The organism is Thermus thalpophilus (assembly GCF_022760915.1).
GTDB classification, from domain to species: domain Bacteria; phylum Deinococcota; class Deinococci; order Deinococcales; family Thermaceae; genus Thermus; species Thermus thalpophilus.
The window spans coordinates 1-15,300 of record NZ_JAKTNS010000005.1; the positions used below are offsets into that span (position 1 = coordinate 1).

16 protein-coding genes, 1 tRNA gene and 1 riboswitch are annotated in these 15,300 nt (G+C 68.2%); of the genes, 13 read left to right on the forward strand and 4 right to left on the reverse strand.

Features of this window, described 5'->3' with window-relative positions; genetic code table 11:
* The 8 genes from L0D17_RS03145 to L0D17_RS03180 form a co-directional block, all read left to right on the forward strand.
* The coding region (locus tag L0D17_RS03145) for an AAA family ATPase (protein ID WP_243093838.1) at positions 1 to 575 on the forward strand (575 nt) is incomplete at its 5' end.
* A 20-nt stretch (positions 576 to 595) separates the two neighbouring features.
* A complete protein-coding gene (locus L0D17_RS03150; protein WP_039459365.1) occupies positions 596 to 1,720 on the forward strand; it encodes a pyridoxal phosphate-dependent aminotransferase in 1,125 nt (374 codons plus the stop codon).
* On the forward strand, positions 1,710 to 2,750 hold the full coding sequence (gene pdhA, locus L0D17_RS03155) for a pyruvate dehydrogenase (acetyl-transferring) E1 component subunit alpha (RefSeq protein WP_039459219.1): 1,041 nt from the start codon (positions 1,710 to 1,712) through the stop codon (positions 2,748 to 2,750). Before L0D17_RS03150 ends, pdhA begins: the two co-directional genes overlap by 11 nt.
* Positions 2,744 to 3,739, forward strand: a complete 996-nt coding sequence (locus tag L0D17_RS03160; protein WP_243093839.1) for an alpha-ketoacid dehydrogenase subunit beta — start codon at positions 2,744 to 2,746, stop codon at positions 3,737 to 3,739. Before pdhA ends, L0D17_RS03160 begins: the two co-directional genes overlap by 7 nt.
* A 62-nt stretch (positions 3,740 to 3,801) precedes the next feature.
* Entirely contained in the window at positions 3,802 to 5,076 is a 1,275-nt protein-coding gene (gene hemL, locus L0D17_RS03165) for a glutamate-1-semialdehyde 2,1-aminomutase (protein ID WP_243093840.1), read from the forward strand.
* Positions 5,073 to 6,377 carry a tRNA uridine-5-carboxymethylaminomethyl(34) synthesis GTPase MnmE gene (mnmE, locus tag L0D17_RS03170; protein ID WP_243093841.1) on the forward strand — a complete coding sequence of 435 codons (1,305 nt, stop codon included), beginning with the start codon at positions 5,073 to 5,075 and terminating at the stop codon, positions 6,375 to 6,377. Before hemL ends, mnmE begins: the two co-directional genes overlap by 4 nt.
* A gap of 27 nt (positions 6,378 to 6,404) precedes the next feature.
* The gene (locus tag L0D17_RS03175; protein ID WP_243093842.1) at positions 6,405 to 6,659 is read left to right on the forward strand and encodes an AbrB/MazE/SpoVT family DNA-binding domain-containing protein; all 255 of its coding nucleotides are present in this window, start codon (positions 6,405 to 6,407) and stop codon (positions 6,657 to 6,659) included.
* Positions 6,652 to 7,035, forward strand: a complete 384-nt coding sequence (locus L0D17_RS03180; RefSeq protein WP_243093843.1) for a type II toxin-antitoxin system VapC family toxin — start codon at positions 6,652 to 6,654, stop codon at positions 7,033 to 7,035. The genes L0D17_RS03175 and L0D17_RS03180 overlap by 8 nt, the downstream gene beginning before the upstream one ends.
* On the opposite strand, the gene metX is transcribed toward L0D17_RS03180, so the two are convergent.
* Together metX and L0D17_RS03190 are read right to left on the reverse strand one after the other, a co-directional pair.
* Entirely contained in the window at positions 7,032 to 8,174 is a 1,143-nt protein-coding gene (gene metX / locus L0D17_RS03185) for a homoserine O-acetyltransferase MetX (protein WP_243093844.1), read from the reverse strand. The genes L0D17_RS03180 and metX overlap by 4 nt on opposite strands.
* Positions 8,171 to 9,436, reverse strand: coding sequence for an O-acetylhomoserine aminocarboxypropyltransferase/cysteine synthase family protein (locus tag L0D17_RS03190; RefSeq protein ID WP_243093845.1), 1,266 nt, complete (start codon positions 9,434 to 9,436; stop codon positions 8,171 to 8,173). The genes metX and L0D17_RS03190 overlap by 4 nt, the downstream gene beginning before the upstream one ends.
* 116 nt (positions 9,437 to 9,552) lie before the next feature.
* Positions 9,553 to 9,689, reverse strand: a riboswitch (SAM riboswitch).
* A 115-nt stretch (positions 9,690 to 9,804) separates the two neighbouring features.
* Here L0D17_RS03190 and L0D17_RS03195 point away from each other — a divergent pair.
* The 4 genes from L0D17_RS03195 (at position 9,805) to coaD (ending at position 12,420) form a co-directional block, all read left to right on the forward strand.
* Positions 9,805 to 9,881 (forward strand) — tRNA-Pro (locus L0D17_RS03195).
* A 42-nt stretch (positions 9,882 to 9,923) separates the two neighbouring features.
* On the forward strand, positions 9,924 to 11,414 hold the full coding sequence (locus L0D17_RS03200; protein ID WP_341474674.1) for a PhoU domain-containing protein: 1,491 nt from the start codon (positions 9,924 to 9,926) through the stop codon (positions 11,412 to 11,414).
* A 10-nt stretch (positions 11,415 to 11,424) separates the two neighbouring features.
* A complete protein-coding gene (locus L0D17_RS03205) occupies positions 11,425 to 11,940 on the forward strand; it encodes an RsmD family RNA methyltransferase (protein WP_039459939.1) in 516 nt (171 codons plus the stop codon).
* Positions 11,941 to 12,420 (forward strand): pantetheine-phosphate adenylyltransferase, encoded by a 480-nt coding sequence (coaD, locus tag L0D17_RS03210; protein WP_039459941.1) that lies wholly within the window; start codon positions 11,941 to 11,943, stop codon positions 12,418 to 12,420.
* On the opposite strand, the gene L0D17_RS03215 is transcribed toward coaD, so the two are convergent.
* A complete protein-coding gene (locus tag L0D17_RS03215; protein ID WP_243093846.1) occupies positions 12,417 to 13,259 on the reverse strand; it encodes a DMT family transporter in 843 nt (280 codons plus the stop codon). The genes coaD and L0D17_RS03215 overlap by 4 nt on opposite strands.
* A gap of 46 nt (positions 13,260 to 13,305) precedes the next feature.
* Between L0D17_RS03215 and L0D17_RS03220 the strand changes: the two genes are divergently transcribed.
* Positions 13,306 to 14,898, forward strand: coding sequence for an aldehyde dehydrogenase family protein (locus L0D17_RS03220; RefSeq protein WP_243093847.1), 1,593 nt, complete (start codon positions 13,306 to 13,308; stop codon positions 14,896 to 14,898).
* A 1-nt stretch (position 14,899) separates the two neighbouring features.
* On the opposite strand, the gene aroH is transcribed toward L0D17_RS03220, so the two are convergent.
* The gene (gene aroH, locus L0D17_RS03225) at positions 14,900 to 15,268 is read right to left on the reverse strand and encodes a chorismate mutase (RefSeq protein ID WP_243093848.1); all 369 of its coding nucleotides are present in this window, start codon (positions 15,266 to 15,268) and stop codon (positions 14,900 to 14,902) included.
* Positions 15,269 to 15,300 lie beyond the last annotated feature (32 nt).

Here is a 15,300-nt window from a genome sequence, read left to right on the forward strand (position 1 = left end):
TTGAGGCCTGGCTGGAGCGCTTCGGCCTAAAGGACCGCCTCCACGCCCCCCTCGCTTCCCTCTCCCGGGGCATGCAGCAGAAGGCAGCCCTGGCCCTGGCCCTCGCCCTCAAGCCCCGCTTCCTCCTCCTGGACGAACCCACCCTGGGCCTGGACCCCGTGAGCCGGAGGGAGTTTGAGGGCATCCTCTTGGAGCTCAAGAAAGAGGGGTGGGGGATCCTCCTCACCTCCCACGACCTGGAGGTGGTGGAGCGGGTGAGCGACCGGGTGGCCTTCCTCCACCGGGGAGAGGTGCGGCGGCAAGGCCCCACCCGGGCCCTCCTCCTAGACTGGGCCGGGGAGGGGTACCGGGTGCGCCTCGCCGGGCCCAAGGCGGAGGTCCTTCTCAAAGCCTTAGGCCCTGGCTGGAGCGCGGAAGGCCCCGAGGTCCTCTTCTTCCTGGGGCCGTGGGAGGCGCTGCGGGAGGCTTTGGGTACGCTCCCCGTGGAGGTCCTCGAGGTCTCCAGGGGGACGCCGAGCTTGGAGGCCCTCTTCCTTCACCTCTTCGGGGAGGCCAGCCCTTTCCCCAGCGCATAACTTTGCGCTACCCTATCTCCATGCGCCTCCACCCCCGCACCGAGGTGGCCAAGGAGAGCATCTTCCCCAAGATGAGCGCCCTGGCAAGGGAGCTTGGCGCGGTGAACCTGGGGCAGGGCTTTCCCTCTAACCCCCCGCCCCCTTTCCTGCTGGAGGCGGTGCGCAAGGCTTTGGGCCGGTACGACCAGTACGCCCCCCCGGCGGGGCTTCCCCTCCTGCGGGAGGCCTTGGCGGAGGAGTTTGGCGTTTCCCCGGAGGGCGTGGTGGTGACCTCGGGGGCCACGGAGGCCCTTTACGTCCTCCTGCAGAGCCTCGCTGGCCCGGGGGAGGAGGTGGTGGTCCTGGAGCCCTTTTTTGACGTCTACCTGCCCGACGCCTTTCTAGCGGGGGCGGGGGCGCGGCTCGTGCGCCTGGACCTAACCCCGGAGGGCTTCCGCTTAGACCTCGCCGCCTTGGAAAGGGCCGTCACCCAAAGGACCCGGGCCATTCTCCTCAACACCCCCATGAACCCCACGGGCCTGGTCTTCGGGGAGGAGGCGCTGAAGGCCATCGCCGCCTTGGCCCGCAAATACCAGCTCTTTTTGGTCTCCGACGAGGTTTACGACGAGCTCTACTTCGGCGAAAGGCCAAGGCGCCTCGGGGAGTTTGCCCCCGAGCGCACCTTCACCGTGGGGAGTGCGGGGAAGCGCCTCGAGGCCACGGGCTACCGGGTGGGTTGGATCGTGGGGCCGGCGGAGTTCATGCCCACCCTGGCGGGGATGCGCCAGTGGACGAGCTTTTCCGCCCCCACCCCCTTGCAGGCGGGGGTGGCGGAGGCCTTGCGGGTGGCGCGAAAGGAGGGGTACTACGAGGCCCTGCGGGAAAGCTACCGGAAGCGGCGGGACCTCCTCTTGGCGGGCCTAAGGTCTTTGGGGCTAAGGGTCTATCCCCCTGAAGGCACCTACTTCCTCATGGCGGAGCTTCCGGGCTTTGACGCTTTCTGGCTCGTGCGGGAGGCGCGGGTGGCCTTAATCCCCGCCTCCGCCTTCTACCGGGAGGACCCACCCCCTTACCTCTTCCGCTTCGCCTTTTGCAAGAGCGAGGAGGAGCTAACCTTAGCCCTGGAGCGGCTTGGGCGTGTGGTAAACTCCCCCCGTGAAGCCTAAGGTGGTGCGGTACCTAGATCGGGGAGAGTTCCCCCTGGGGGCGGAGGAGGCCCTCGCCCTCTACCGGGCCATGCGGCGGGCCCGGTTTTTTGACGAGAAGGCCATGACCCTGCAACGGCAGGGGCGGCTTGGGGTGTACGCCCCCTTCATGGGGCAGGAAGCGGCCCAGGTGGGGGTGGCCTTGGCCCTGGGGGAGGGGGACTGGGTGGTGCCCAGCTACCGGGAAAGCGCCCTGCTCCTCGCCCGGGGGCTTCCCATCCACACCCTCCTCCTCTATTGGCGGGCGCACCCCGCGGGCTGGCGCTTTCCCGAGGGGGTGCGGGCGGTGAACCCCTACATCCCCATCGCCACCCAGATCCCCCAGGCGGTGGGCCTGGCCTTGGCGGGGCGCCACCGGGGGGAGAACTGGGTGGTGGCCACGAGCATCGGGGATGGGGGGACGAGCGAGGGGGACTTCCACGAGGGGCTCAACTTCGCCGCCGTGTTCCAGGCCCCGGTCCTCTTTTTGGTGCAGAACAACGGCTACGCCATCAGCGTTCCCAAGAGCCGGCAGATGCGGGTGGAGTACATCGCCCAAAGGGCGGAGGGCTACGGGATGGAGGGGGTGGTGGTGGACGGGAACGACGCCTTCGCCGTCTACCTCGAGGCCAAGAAGGCGGTGGAGAGGGCGCGGAAGGGGGAAGGCCCCACCCTCCTCGAGGCCCTCACTTACCGCCTCGCCCCCCACACCACCTCCGATGACCCCTCCCGCTACCGCTCCAAGGAGGAGGAGGAGGCCTGGCGGCGAAAAGACCCCGTGCTTCGCCTGCGGAAGGCCCTGGAGGAAAAGGGGCTTTGGGGCGAGGAAAGGGAAAGGGCGCTTCTTCAGGAGCTGGAAGAGGAGTTTGAGCGGGAGCTCGCCCGGGCGGACAGCGCCCCCGAACCCCGGCCCGAGGAGATCGTGGAGCACGTCTATGCCGATATGGGGCCGGACCAGAGGCGGGCTTGGGAGGCCTTGCGCCAAGGCCTTCACGTGGAGGAGGTATGGTGAAGGAGAAGACGCGCGTCCTCAACCTGGTCCAGGCCATCCACGAGGCCTTGGACCTGGCCCTGGCCCGGGACGAGCGGGTCCTGGTCTTTGGGGAAGACGTGGGGCGGCTTGGGGGGGTGTTCCGGGTCACGGAGGGGCTACAGGAGAAGTACGGGGAGAACCGGGTCTTTGACACCCCCTTGGCGGAAAGCGGCATCCTGGGCCTGGCCATCGGTCTCGCCATGGGCGGGATGCGCCCGGTGGCGGAGATCCAGTTCGCCGGCTTCCTCTACCCCGCCTTGGACCAGATCCTCTCCCACCTGGGCCGCTGGCGGCACCGGAGCCGGGGCCGGGTGGGGCTTCCCCTGGTGGTGCGGGCCCCCTATGGCGGTGGGGTTCACACCCCCGAGCAGCACGCCGACTCCCCGGAGGCCATCCTCTGCCACACCCCGGGGGTGAAGGTGGTCATCCCCTCCAGCCCGGAACGGGCGAAGGGGCTTCTCCTCGCGGCCATTGAGGACCCGGACCCCGTGTTTTTCCTCGAGGCCATCAAGCTCTACCGGGGTGCAAGGGCGGAGGTCCCCGAGGGCTACTACACCCTTCCCCTGGGCAAGGCCCGCATCCTGCGGGAAGGGAAGGCCGCCACCCTCATCGGCTACGGGGGCATGGTGGAGGTGATGCTGGAGGCGGCGGAGGTGGCGGCCAAGGAGGGGGTGGAGGTGATGGTGGTGGACCTGGAGACCCTGGTGCCCCTGGACGAGGACACCCTCCTTTCCGCCGTGAAGGAAACGGGCCGGGCCATCGTGGTCTACGAGGCCATGCGCACCGGGGGCTTCGGGGCGGAGATCGCCGCCCGCATCGCCGAGGGGGCCATAGACTACCTCCAGGCTCCTGTGGTGCGGGTGGCGGGGTACGACGCGCCCTACCCGCCCTTCAGCGCCATAGAGCACCACTACCGCCCGAACGCCAAACGGGTCTTGGCGGCCTTGCGGAGGGTGCTCACCCACTGAGGCGGTGCCTCTTTGGGGGCAGGGCTACCCCCTTCCTGCCCCAAGCCGCTAGAGTGGGAGGCATGGAGCGCTCCACCTCCGCTCGCCTTTTCGCCGAGGCAAGCGAGCACATCCCAGGCGGTGTCTCCAGCCCCGTGCGGGCCTTCCGGGCCGTGGGGGGGACCCCTGTGTTCCTCGTGCGGGGAGAAGGGGCCTACGCCTTTGACGCGGACGGGAACCGGTACGTGGACTACGTGATGAGCTGGGGACCCCTCATCCTCGGCCACGCCCACCCCGAGGTGGTGGCGCGGGTGAAGGAGGTGGCGGAAAAGGGGCTCACCTTCGGGGCGCCCCACCCCTTGGAGGTGGGCTTGGCCCAAGCGGTGAAGCGGGCCTACCCGGGGGTGGACCTGGTGCGCTTCGTGAGCACCGGGACCGAGGCCACCATGTCCGCCATCCGCCTCGCCCGGGGGTACACGGGCCGGAAGTACGTGGTGAAGTTCCGCGGCAACTACCACGGCCACGCGGACGGCCTCCTGGTGGAGGCCGGCTCGGGGGCCCTCACCTTCGGCGTTCCCTCCAGCGCCGGCGTGCCCGAGGAGTACGCCCGGCTCACCCTGGTCCTGGAGTACAACGACCCCGAGGGGCTCCGGGCGCTTCTCCGCGCCCGGGGCGAGGAGATCGCCGCCATCATCTTTGAGCCGGTGGTGGGGAACGCTGGGGTCCTCGTCCCCACGGAGGAGTTTTTACAGGCCCTGCACGAGGCCAAGGACTACGGCGTCCTCCTCATCGCCGACGAGGTGATGACGGGCTTCCGCCTGGCCTTCGGCGGGGCCACGGAGCGGTTTGGCCTCAAGCCCGACCTCGTGACCTTGGGGAAGATCCTGGGCGGGGGGCTTCCCGCCGCCGCCTACGCCGGGAGGCGGGAGATCATGGAGAAGGTGGCCCCCTTGGGGCCCGTCTACCAGGCGGGGACGCTTTCGGGAAACCCCTTGGCCATGGCGGCGGGGCTCGCCACCTTGGAAATCCTGGAGAAAAACCCGGCCTACTACGCCTACCTCGAGGCCCTGGGGGCCAGGCTGGAGGCGGGGCTTAGGGAGGCGCTGGGGGAGAAGGGCATCCCCCACGCGGTGAACCGCATGGGCTCCATGCTCACCGTCTTCTTCACCGAGGGCCCGGTGCGCACCTTCCAGGAGGCCAGGCGCACGGACACGGGGCTTTTCAAGCGCTTCTTCCACGGGCTCTTGGACCGGGGAATCTACTGGCCCCCCTCCAACTTTGAGGCGGCCTTCCTCTCCGTGGCCCACACGGAAAAGGAGGTGGACAGGACCTTGGAGGCGGTGCGCCAGGCCCTATGACGCGCCTCAAGGACCCCATCTGCGCCGTGGCCACTCCCCCGGGGAAGGGGGCCATCGGGGTGGTGCGCCTTTCCGGGGAGGGGGCCTTGGAGGTGGCGGCCCGGGTGTGGCGGGGCAAGGACCCGAGGCGGCTTAAGGGGGGGCGGTTCACCCTGGGGGAGGTGGTGGACCCCGCCACGGGGGAGGTTTTGGACCAGGCCCTTCTCCTCGTCTTCCGCGCCCCCAGGTCCTACACCGGGGAGGACGCCTGCGAGTTCCACACCCACGGCTCCCCCGCGGTGCTGAGGCGGATCCTGGAGGCCCTTTACGCCGCCGGGGCCAGGCCCGCGGGTCCGGGGGAGTTCACCCTAAGGGCCTACCTCAACGGCAAGCTGGACCTGGCCCAGGCGGAGGCGGTCTTGGCCTTGGTGGAGGCGGAGGGGGACCTCGCCCGCAGGCAGGCCCTTAGGGCCTTGGAAGGGGCTCTTTCCCGCAAGATTGAGGCCCTGGAGCAGAGGCTTTTGGACCTCCTCGCCCACATCCAGGCCCTTTTGGACTACCCCGAGGAGGGGGTGGAGCCCCTGGAGGCGGAAAGGACCATCCGGGAGGTTCTGGCGGAGGTGGAGGGCCTTTTGGCCCAGGCCCGGGCTTCCCGGCTGGCGCAAAGGGGGGCGCGCCTGGCCCTGATCGGCGCCCCCAACGCCGGCAAGAGTAGCCTCCTAAACGCCCTTTTGGGCTACGAAAGGGCCCTTGTTTCCCCCATTCCCGGCACCACGCGGGACTACCTCGAGGCCCCCCTGGAGCTCTTCGGCATTCCCCTCGTGGCGGTGGACACCGCCGGGGTGCGGGACACGGAGGACCCCTTGGAGCGGGCCGGGGTGGAGCGGGCCTTGCGCATCGCCGAGGAGGCGGACCTCGTCCTCTACGTGGTGGACCGCTCCCTCCCGAGGCCCGCCCCACCCCCCCTCCCTTGGGAGCGCACCCTCAAGGTGGCCACCAAGGCGGACCTGCCCCCCGCCTGGGAGGACCCCGGCTTCCTTCCCGTGTCCAGCCGCACAGGGGAGGGGATGGAGGGGCTAAAGGAGGCCATTCACCGGGCGCTCCTGGGGGAAGGAGGGGGGGAGCTTTTGCTCACGGAGCGGCAGGTGGAGGCGCTCCACCGGGCGCGGGAGAGGCTCCTCGAGGCCCTAAGCCTCCCCCAGGACCTTGTGGGCCTCGCCCTGCAGGAGGCCCTGGAGGCCCTAAGCGCCCTCCGCGGCCGGGGGGAAGTGACCGAGGTGGTGGTGGCCCGGGTGTTCCAGAACTTTTGCGTGGGGAAGTGACGGCATTCCCCCATATAATGGGGGAATATGGTTAAAGAAAACGAACCAGCCATACTCAAGTTGGACCACCAAGGAAGGCTCGTCCTTCCCAAGGCCTTGCGAAAAGCCCTGGGTGTCGTTCCGGGGACCCGCATGGTGGCCTGGGTGGAGGGAGGGCGCTTGGTGCTTGTGCCTTGGGAAAGGCTAGAGGCTGAAATCTGGACGGAGCTGGAAGACGTGGCGGGGGACCTGGCGGCGGAACTCATTCGGGAGCGCCGCCTCGAGGCCTTGAAGGATGGTTAGAACCCTCTTGGATGCCTCGGCGCTTTTGGCCTACCTTCACCGGGAGCCGGGCTTTGCGCGGGTGCGGGAGGCCATCTGGGATGGGGTAGGGATCAGCGCGGTGAATTTGGCCGAGGTCTTGGGCAAGTTGAAGGGAAGGGGAAAAGACCCGGGACGCCTCCTCCCCAAGGTGCTGGCGCTAGGCTTGGAGGTCCTTCCCTTTACCCAAGAGGAGGCCATGGTGGCCGCGGAGCTGGATCCCCAGACCCGTGGCCTGGGCCTGTCCTTGGGGGACCGGGCTTGTCTCGCCACGGCCAAGGTCCACGGCCTCCTTGCCCTTACCGCCGATAGGGCCTGGCTTCAAGTGGAGGGCGTTCGGGTGGAAACCATTCGCTAGGGCAGGAAGCCCTCGAGGATCTCCTCCACCTGGTCCGTCTCAATCAGGAAGGCGTCGTGGCCGTGCGGGCTTTTGATCTCCCGGTAGCGGCCCCCGCTCAGGCGGGCGGCTTGGCGCACCTCCCAGGCGGGGTAGAGGAGGTCGGTGTCAATCCCTACGAAGAGGGAGGAGATACTCCGGAGCCGCTTCAGGGCCTCCTCCACCCCGCCCCGGCCCCGGCCCACGTCGTGGGTGTCCATGGCCCGGGAGAGGACCAGGTAGCTTTCCGCGTGGAAGCGCTTTAGGAACTTCTCCCCCTGGTAGTCCAGGTAGGTTTCCCCAAGCTCGGGCTCGGCGCCCCAGCGGGCCTCAAACCCCTCGGGGGCCCGGTAGCTCATCATGGCGATGCCCCGGGCCAGGGCCATGCCCCTGGGGGCGGGGTTGCCCTTCTGGTACCCGGGGTCCTGCAGGATGGCCTGGCGGGCGAGGTGGTTGAAGGCCCGGGCCCAGGGCCCGTGCCGGGCGGGGGCGGCCAGGACCACGAGCTTTTTGACCCGCTCGGGGTACATGAGGGCGAACTCCAGGGCCACCATTCCCCCCAGGCTTCCCCCGATCACCACGGCCTTTTCTACCCCCAGGTGGTCCAAAAGCCTCGCCTGGGCCCGGGCCAGGTCGCGGATGGTGAGGGGCGGGAAGTCCCGGCCGTAGGGCTTGCCCGTGCGGGGGTCTAGGGAGAGGGGCCCGGTGGAGCCGTAGCAGCTTCCCAGGTGGTTGGCGGAGACCACGTAGTAAAGGGCGGGGTCCAGGATGCGCCCTGGGCCCACCAGGCTGTCCCACCATCCCTCGCGGCCGAAGGCTTGCTCCAAGGGGGAAAGGCTTTGGAAGGTGGCCTCGTCGTAGGTGCCCGCCAGGTGGGCGCTTCCCGTGAGGGCGTGGAAGACGAGGACGGCGTTGTCCCGCTTGCGGGAGAGCCCGCCGTAGGTTTCAAAGCGCAGGCGAACCTCGGGGAGGAAGCCCCCCAGTTCCGTGTAAAAACCCTCCCGCCGAGGGAAGAGGACGGCGGTGCGGGGCTTGGGCGGGGGGATGGAAAGGGGGGAGCGGGGGGGTTTGAGGAGAAGGGCCTCGTGGTCGCCCCAGGCCTCGAGGGTGATCTCGCTCATGCCAACGCCTCCTTGAGCTCGGCCTTCAGGTCCTCCACGTGCTCCAGGCCCACGCTGAGCCGCACCATCTCCGGGGAAACCCCCGCCAGGGCCTGCTCCTCGGGGGAAAGCTGGGAGTGGGTGGTGGAGGCGGGGTGGATGGCCAGGGTGCGGGTGTCCCCCACGTTGGCCAGGTGGGAGATGAGCTTGAGGCGGGAGATGAAGCGCTTAGCCCCCTCGTAGCCCTCCTTGTGGCCGAAGGTGAGGACCGCTCCCGGTTTGCCCCGGAAGTACTTCTGGGCCCTGGGATAGTGGGGGTGGTCCGCGAGCCCGGGGTAGTTCACCCAGGCCACCTTGGGGTGCTCCCGGAGCCAGTCGGCCAGGTGAAGGGTGTTTTCCACGTGGCGTTCGGCCCTCAAGGAGAGGGTTTCCATCCCCAGGAGGACCACCCAGGCCTCAAAGGGGCCGAGGGCCTGCCCTTGGTCCCGCAGGCCGTCCACCCGGGCCTTGACGATGAAGGCCAGCTCCCCAAAGGCCTCGGTGAGCTTCAGCCCGTGGTAGCCCGGCTGGGGCTCGGTGAGGAGGGGGTAGCGCCCGTTTTCCCAAGGGAAGTTACCCCCGTCCACCAGGCCCCCGGCGATCACCGCCCCGTGCCCCCCCACCCACTTGGTGAGGGAGTGGGTCACCAAGGCGGCCCCCCATTCCAAGGGCCTCAGGAGGTAGCCCCCCATGCCGAAGGTGTTGTCCACGATGAGGGCCACCCCCGCTTCCCGGGCGGCTTGGGCCAGGGCCTCGAGGTCGGGGACATTCAGGGCCGGGTTCCCGATGGACTCCACCCACCAGGCCCGGGTCCTTTCGTCGGTGAGGGCCAAAAACTCTTCAGGCCTTTCCTCCCGGGAGGTGAAGCGCACCTCAATCCCTAAGCGCTTCAAGGTCACCTTGAACTGGTTGAAGGTGCCCCCGTAGAGGTTGGGGGTGGAAACGATGTTGTCCCCCGCCTGGGCCAAGGTGGTGAGGGCCAGGAACTGGGCGGCGTGGCCGCTGCTGGTGGCCAAAGCCGCCTTCCCCCCCTCCAAGGCGGCCAGGCGCTTTTCCAGCACGTCCACCGTGGGGTTCATGATGCGGGAATAGATGTTGCCGAAGGCCCGGAGGGCGAAGAGGTCGGCGGCGTGCTCGGGGCTTTGGAAGACGTAGCTCGTGGTGGGGTAGATGGGAACCTGGCGGCTTAAGGTGGTGGGTTCCGGCTCGTAGCCGGCGTGAAGCTGCAGGGTTTCAAAGCGCATCCTCGGCCTCCTTTCCAAGACCCGGCCTGGGGCGCTTGGAAGGGGCCGTAAAAAGCCCCTTCCCGGCAAGACCGTTCTCTCGCCAAGAAGGGGTTGGGCGTGGCGCTTACCCCCCTCTCTTATCGTCCCCGGGCGTTTCCCCCGCCCGGGCCGGCCTTGGCACCAGCCCCGCCCGCATCCGGCCATGGAACGGAAGGGGCGGGAGGTTGCCGCGGTTTCACTGGGCCGTACCCTCCACCGCTCTGGATAAGAGAACGGGCTGGTTTTCGCCGCGCCCCGGCGCGGTTAGGAGCCAGTGTAGGGAAAAGGAGGCCCCTCGTCAACCCCTTTGACCTTTTTCCCCCTATGGCCTATACTGGCTTCCGCTACGGGGAGTAGCGCAGCCCGGTAGCGCACCTCGTTCGGGACGAGGGGGTCGCTGGTTCAAATCCAGTCTCCCCGACCACGGAGGCCGGCCCTTGGGCCGGCTTTTCCGTATACTCCGGGCGTGGGGTTTTGGGCGGGGCTTGCCCTTTTGCTCTTGGGCCTCCACCTGGTGGGGGAGGGGCTCGCCGCCGTGAAGGCCAGGCGGCACCTCCTGGCCCGGGCCCTGGGGCATCCATTGGGGGTTTTGGGGGCGGGGTTTCTTCTAGGGCTCCTTTCGGGAAGCGGCACGGGGTTTTCCCTCTTGGCCCTGGGGCTTTTGGAAGGCGGGGTGCTGGGGCTAGGGCAGGCCGCCCTCCTTTCCCTAGCCGCCACGGCGGGGGCGGCCTTTTGGGTGGGGGTGGTGGCCCTGGCGCAAGGGGGGGCGGCGGAGGCCCTTTTGGTGTTGGGCCTTCCCTTTCTTCTTTGGCCTAGGCTGCGCCCAGTGGGCTTCTTCTTCATGGGGCTTGGGCTTCTTTTTTTGGGCTTTGTCCGGATGGGGGAGGGAGCGGAAAGCCTTAAGCCCCTCCTCACCTTCCTGGACCCAAGCCCCTTGGGTTTTTATCTCTTGGGCCTTGTCCTGGCCTTTTTGCTCGCCACCGCCAACGGGGTGGCGGCCTTGGCCTTGGCCCTCACCCCGGTTTTGGGCCGGGAGGGGGCCATGGCCCTGGCCTTGGGGGCGGGGGTGGGGGTTTCCGGGGCCCTCTTCTGGGCCTACCTGGGGGGCCGGCGGGAAGCCTTGCCCCTGGGGGCGGCCCTCCTCGCGCACCGGCTCCTCTTCTCTTTGCCCCTTTTCTTGCTTATCCCGTGGCTTGGCCCTTTGGGGGTGGTGGCGTTCCACGCCCTGGCCCACCTGAGCTTCGCCTTGGGGTTTCTGCCCCTGAGGGGGCGCTACGAAACTTGGGCGGAGACGCTTTTTCCCAAGCGGGGCGTGGCCCCCAAGTACCTTTCCCAAGAGGCCCTGGAAACTCCCAGCCTAGCCTTCGCCTTGGTGCAGCGGGAGCTTGCCCGGGTGGCGGATGCGGTGCGGGGCATGCTGGCCCAGGCGGTGCGGGTTCTGGCCCAGGAGGAGGGAGGCGAGGCGGAGCTTACCCCTTTGGAGGAGAAGGTGGACCGCCTCACCCGGGAGGTGGTGCTCTACACGGCGGAGCTTTCCACCCGCACCCATGACGAGCGGGCGGTGCGCTTTTTCGTCATGGCCTCGGAGCTGGAGCACCTGGGGGACCTGGTGCGGCGGATTGTCCGGCAAGCGGAGAGGCTTTGGGCCCAGGGGCTCACCTTTAGCCCCGAGGGGCGGGAGGACCTCCTGGAGGCCATGCGGGCGGTCTTGAGGCGGCTTGAACTCCTGGCGGCCGCCTTGGGCACGGGGGAGAAGGCCTTGGCGGAAGAGGTGCTGCGGCAGGCCCCCGCTTTGGAAGCCTTCCTGGACCGCCTGCGCCGGGCCCACCTTTCCCGCCTCGAGGGGGGAAGGCCGGAGAGCCGGGCCACCACCTTAGCCCACCTGGACCTCCTCATCACCCTGGAGGAGCTGGCAGGTGGGGTGGAGAGGCTTTCCCGCCTGGTCCTGGAGCTTTAAGCTAAGGGGCGTGGTGAGGATTTTGGGCGGCAAGGCCAAGGGGGTGCCCTTGAAGGTGCCCGCCTCGGCCCGGCCTTCTCCCGTGCGCCTCAGGAAGGCGCTTTTTGACTACCTGCGCCTCCGCTACCCCGCCAAGGGGCGCTTCTTGGACCTTTATGCGGGGAGCGGGGCGGTGGGCCTCGAGGCGGCCAGCGAGGGTTGGCAGGCCACCTTGGTGGAAAAAGACCTCGAGGCCATCCGCCTTCTCCGCGAAAACGCCCGGCGGGCGGGGCTTCCCGTGCGCATCGTGCCGCTACCGGTGGAGGTCTTCCTGGCCGAGGCGAAGGCCAAAGGGGAGCGCTACGCCGTGGCCTTTATGGCCCCGCCTTACCCCATGGACCTGGTGGCGGCCTTCCAGGCCCTTTTGCAAAGCGGCCTGGTGGAAAAGGGCGGGCTTTGCATCCTGCAGCACCCCAAGGAGCTGGTGCTTCCTTTGGGGGAACGGCGCGTTTACGGGGAAAACGCCCTGACCCTGGTGGAGGTTTAGATGCACGTGGTCTACCCTGGAAGCTTTGACCCCCTCACCAACGGCCACTTGGACGTGATCCAACGGGCAAGCCGCCTCTTTGACAAGGTGACCGTGGCCGTGTTGGAAAACCCCAACAAGCGGGGCCAGTACCTCTTTTCTGCGGAAGAGCGCTTAAGCATCATCCGGGAGGCCACCGCCCACCTACAAAACGTGGAGGCCCACACCTTCACCGGGCTTTTGGTGGACTTCGTGAAGCGGGTGGGGGCCCAGGCCATCGTGAAGGGCCTCCGGGCGGTTTCCGACTACGAGTACGAGCTCCAAATGGCCCACCTGAACCGCCAGCTCCTTCCGGGCCTGGAAACCCTTTTCATCCTGGCGGCCACCCGCTACTCCTTCGTGTCCAGCACCATGGTCAAGGAAATCGCCCGCTACGGGGGGGATGTTTCCAAGCTGGTGCCCCCGGCCACCCTCCGGGCCCTCAAGGCCAAGTTTGGCTAGCCCCGCTGGGTGACGTAGACCCCTAGGGCGATGAGGAGAAGCCCCGGGAGATCCGCCCCCTGGGGGGCCTCGCCGAGGAGGAGGATGCTCAACAAGAGGGCTAAGGCGGGGGTCAGGTTCATGAAGGGAGCCACGTGGCTTGCGGGATGGCGCTTTAGCACCTTGCCCCAAAGGGTAAAAGCCAGGAAGGCGCCGCCAAAGGCGGTGTAGAAGAGGGCCGCCCACCCCTTAGGGCCCGCTTCCGGGAAGGGGTGGGGGAGGGCCAGGGGAAGGAGGAGGAGGCTTCCTAAGAGCATGCTGGCCGCCGTGGCCTCGAGGGGCTCCCGCCTGCGCACCGCCAGGGTGACCCCCACGCTATAGGCGCCCCAAAGGAGGGCTGCCAGGACGAGGAAGAGGTCCCCCAGGAGCCGGTTGGTTCCTTCCCCGCCCGCGGCGTGGGCCAGGGCCAAGAGGACCACCCCGCCGCCCGAGAGGAGAAGCCCCCCAAGGAGCCTGGCGGAAAGGGGCTTGCGGAAGTAAAGGCTATAGGCGAAGGCGGTGGAAAGGGGATAAAGGGCGGCCACCACCGCCGCATCCGAGGCTGGGGCGAGGCGCACGCCCGTGAAAAAGACAAGGTTGAACACCGCCACCCCGCTTAGGGCGAGGAAGAGGGTCTCTCCTAGGGGGGCGAGGTGGGGTAGGCGGCGAAGGGCCAGGAGGAAGAAGGGGAGGGCGAGGGCGAAGCGCAGGAAGGAGCCCCAGGCCGGGTCCACCTCCCGCATGGCCGTGCGGGAGGCCACCACGTTGAGCGCCCAGAGGAAGGGAGGCAGGTAAACCAAAGGGTCCCGATGGGGCGGCATGGCCCCAGTATAGGGAGTTTCCGCTAAAATCCCCTTGGAGGTCAGCATGAAGGCGTTTTCCGCCAAGTACGGGAACACCCTGGAGTTCGGCCACCTGATTGGGGGCGAGGAGGTATGGGAAGGGGAGGCCCTTTTGCGCCACAACCCCTCGGACCGGGAAGACCTGGTGGCCCGTTTCCCCGAAGGCACCAAGGACACCCTGCGCAAGGCGGCCCTAAAGGCGCGGGAGGCCTTTGAGGCTTGGAGTCGCACCCCGGCCCCGGTGCGGGGGCAGGTGCTCTTCAACCTGGCCAAGATCCTGGAGCGGGAGAAGCCCACCCTCACCCGCCTCATGGTGCGGGAGGTGGGCAAGACCTTCAAGGAAGCGGGCGGGGACGTGCAGGAGGCCATAGACACCGCTCTGTTCTTCGCCTCCGAGGGGCGAAGGCTTTACGGCCAAACCGTGCCCAGCGAGATGCGGGACAAGGAGCTTTTCACCTTCCGCAGGCCCTTGGGGGTGGTGGGCATGATTACCGCGGGCAACTTCCCCATCGCCGTGCCCAGCTGGAAGCTCATCCCAGCCGTGCTGGCAGGGAACGCGGTGGTCTGGAAGCCCTCGGACGACTCCCCCACCCTCTCCTACCTCTTCGTCAGGCTCTTTGAGGAGGCGGGCCTGCCGCCCGGGGTCATCAACGTGGTCTTCGGTGGGGGCAAGGACTCCACGGGCCAGTGGCTGGTGGAGCTCATGGACGAGGGGCTTTTCCAGAAGTTCGCCTTCACGGGGAGCACCAAGGTGGGCCGCTGGATTGGGGAGGTGGCGGGGAGGAACCTCATCCGGCCCACCCTGGAGCTTGGGGGCAAGAACCCCCTGGTGGTCATGCGGGACGCCGATTTGGACCTGGCGGTGGAGGGGGCCTGGTGGAGCGCCTTCGCCACGGGAGGGCAGCGGTGCACCAGCGCCGGGAACATCCTGGTGGACGCCCCCATCTACGAGGAGTTCAAGAAACGCTTCCTGGAGCGCACCGAGGCCACGGTGGTGGGAAACCCCCTCCTAAACCCCGAGGTGACCTACGGGCCCTTCATCAACGAACGGCTTTTCCAGCGCTGGCAAGAGCACTACGCTTGGGGCAAGGAGGACGGGGCCACGCTCCTTTTCGGGCGGGGGCGCATCACCCGGGAAAATCCCTACCCCCGCTTCCTGGGTGACGCGGAGGCGGGGCTTTTCGGTTGGCCCACGGTGTGGGAGGCGAGGCCCGGCATGCGCCAGTTCCAGGAGGAGATCTTCGGCCCCACCATCAACCTGGTGAAGGTGGACGGGATTGAGGAGGCCATCGCCGTGGCCAACGCCACGCCCTATGGCCTGTCCAGCGCCATCTACACCAACCACCGCCATTGGGCCTACCTCTTCAAGGTGGGCGTCCGCGCCGGGATGACCAGCATCAACAACGCCACCGTGGGGGCCGAGGCCCACCTGCCCTTCGGGGGGGTGAAGGCGAGCGGCAACGGGGCCCGGGAGTCGGGCATCTGGGTCCTCGAGGAGTACACCTACTGGCACGCGGTGAACGAGGAGTACTCGGGCCGGCTCCAGCTGGCGCAGATGGACACGGGCTATGTGAGCCCCAAGGAACCCACGCCGTGGGCGGAGGTGCTGGGCTTTTAGCCTACTGGGCGCTTTCCAAGTCGGGGCGGAGCTTCACCGCTTCCCCTAGGTAGACGTGGCGCACCCGGTCCTGGGGGGTGTCGGTGTTCCAAAGGGCCAGGACCCGGATGACCCGGGGCAGGCTTCCCGGCACCGGCACCTCCCGGGCGGAGAGGAGGGGCACCCGGTGCATGCCGATCTGCCGGGCCGCCTCCGCGGGGAAGGCGGAGGTGAGGTCCTCCGTCACGGTGAAGATGATGGCGGCGAGTTCCTCGTGGCGCTGGATGCCGTTGGCCTCCAACATCTTCAGGAGGAGTTCCCGGGTGGCCTGGTGGATGGCCTCGGGCGTGTCCTCTTCCACGGTGATGGCGCCCCGTATGCCCCGTACCATATTAGGCCCCATGCTAAGGGGTTTCCCCTCCT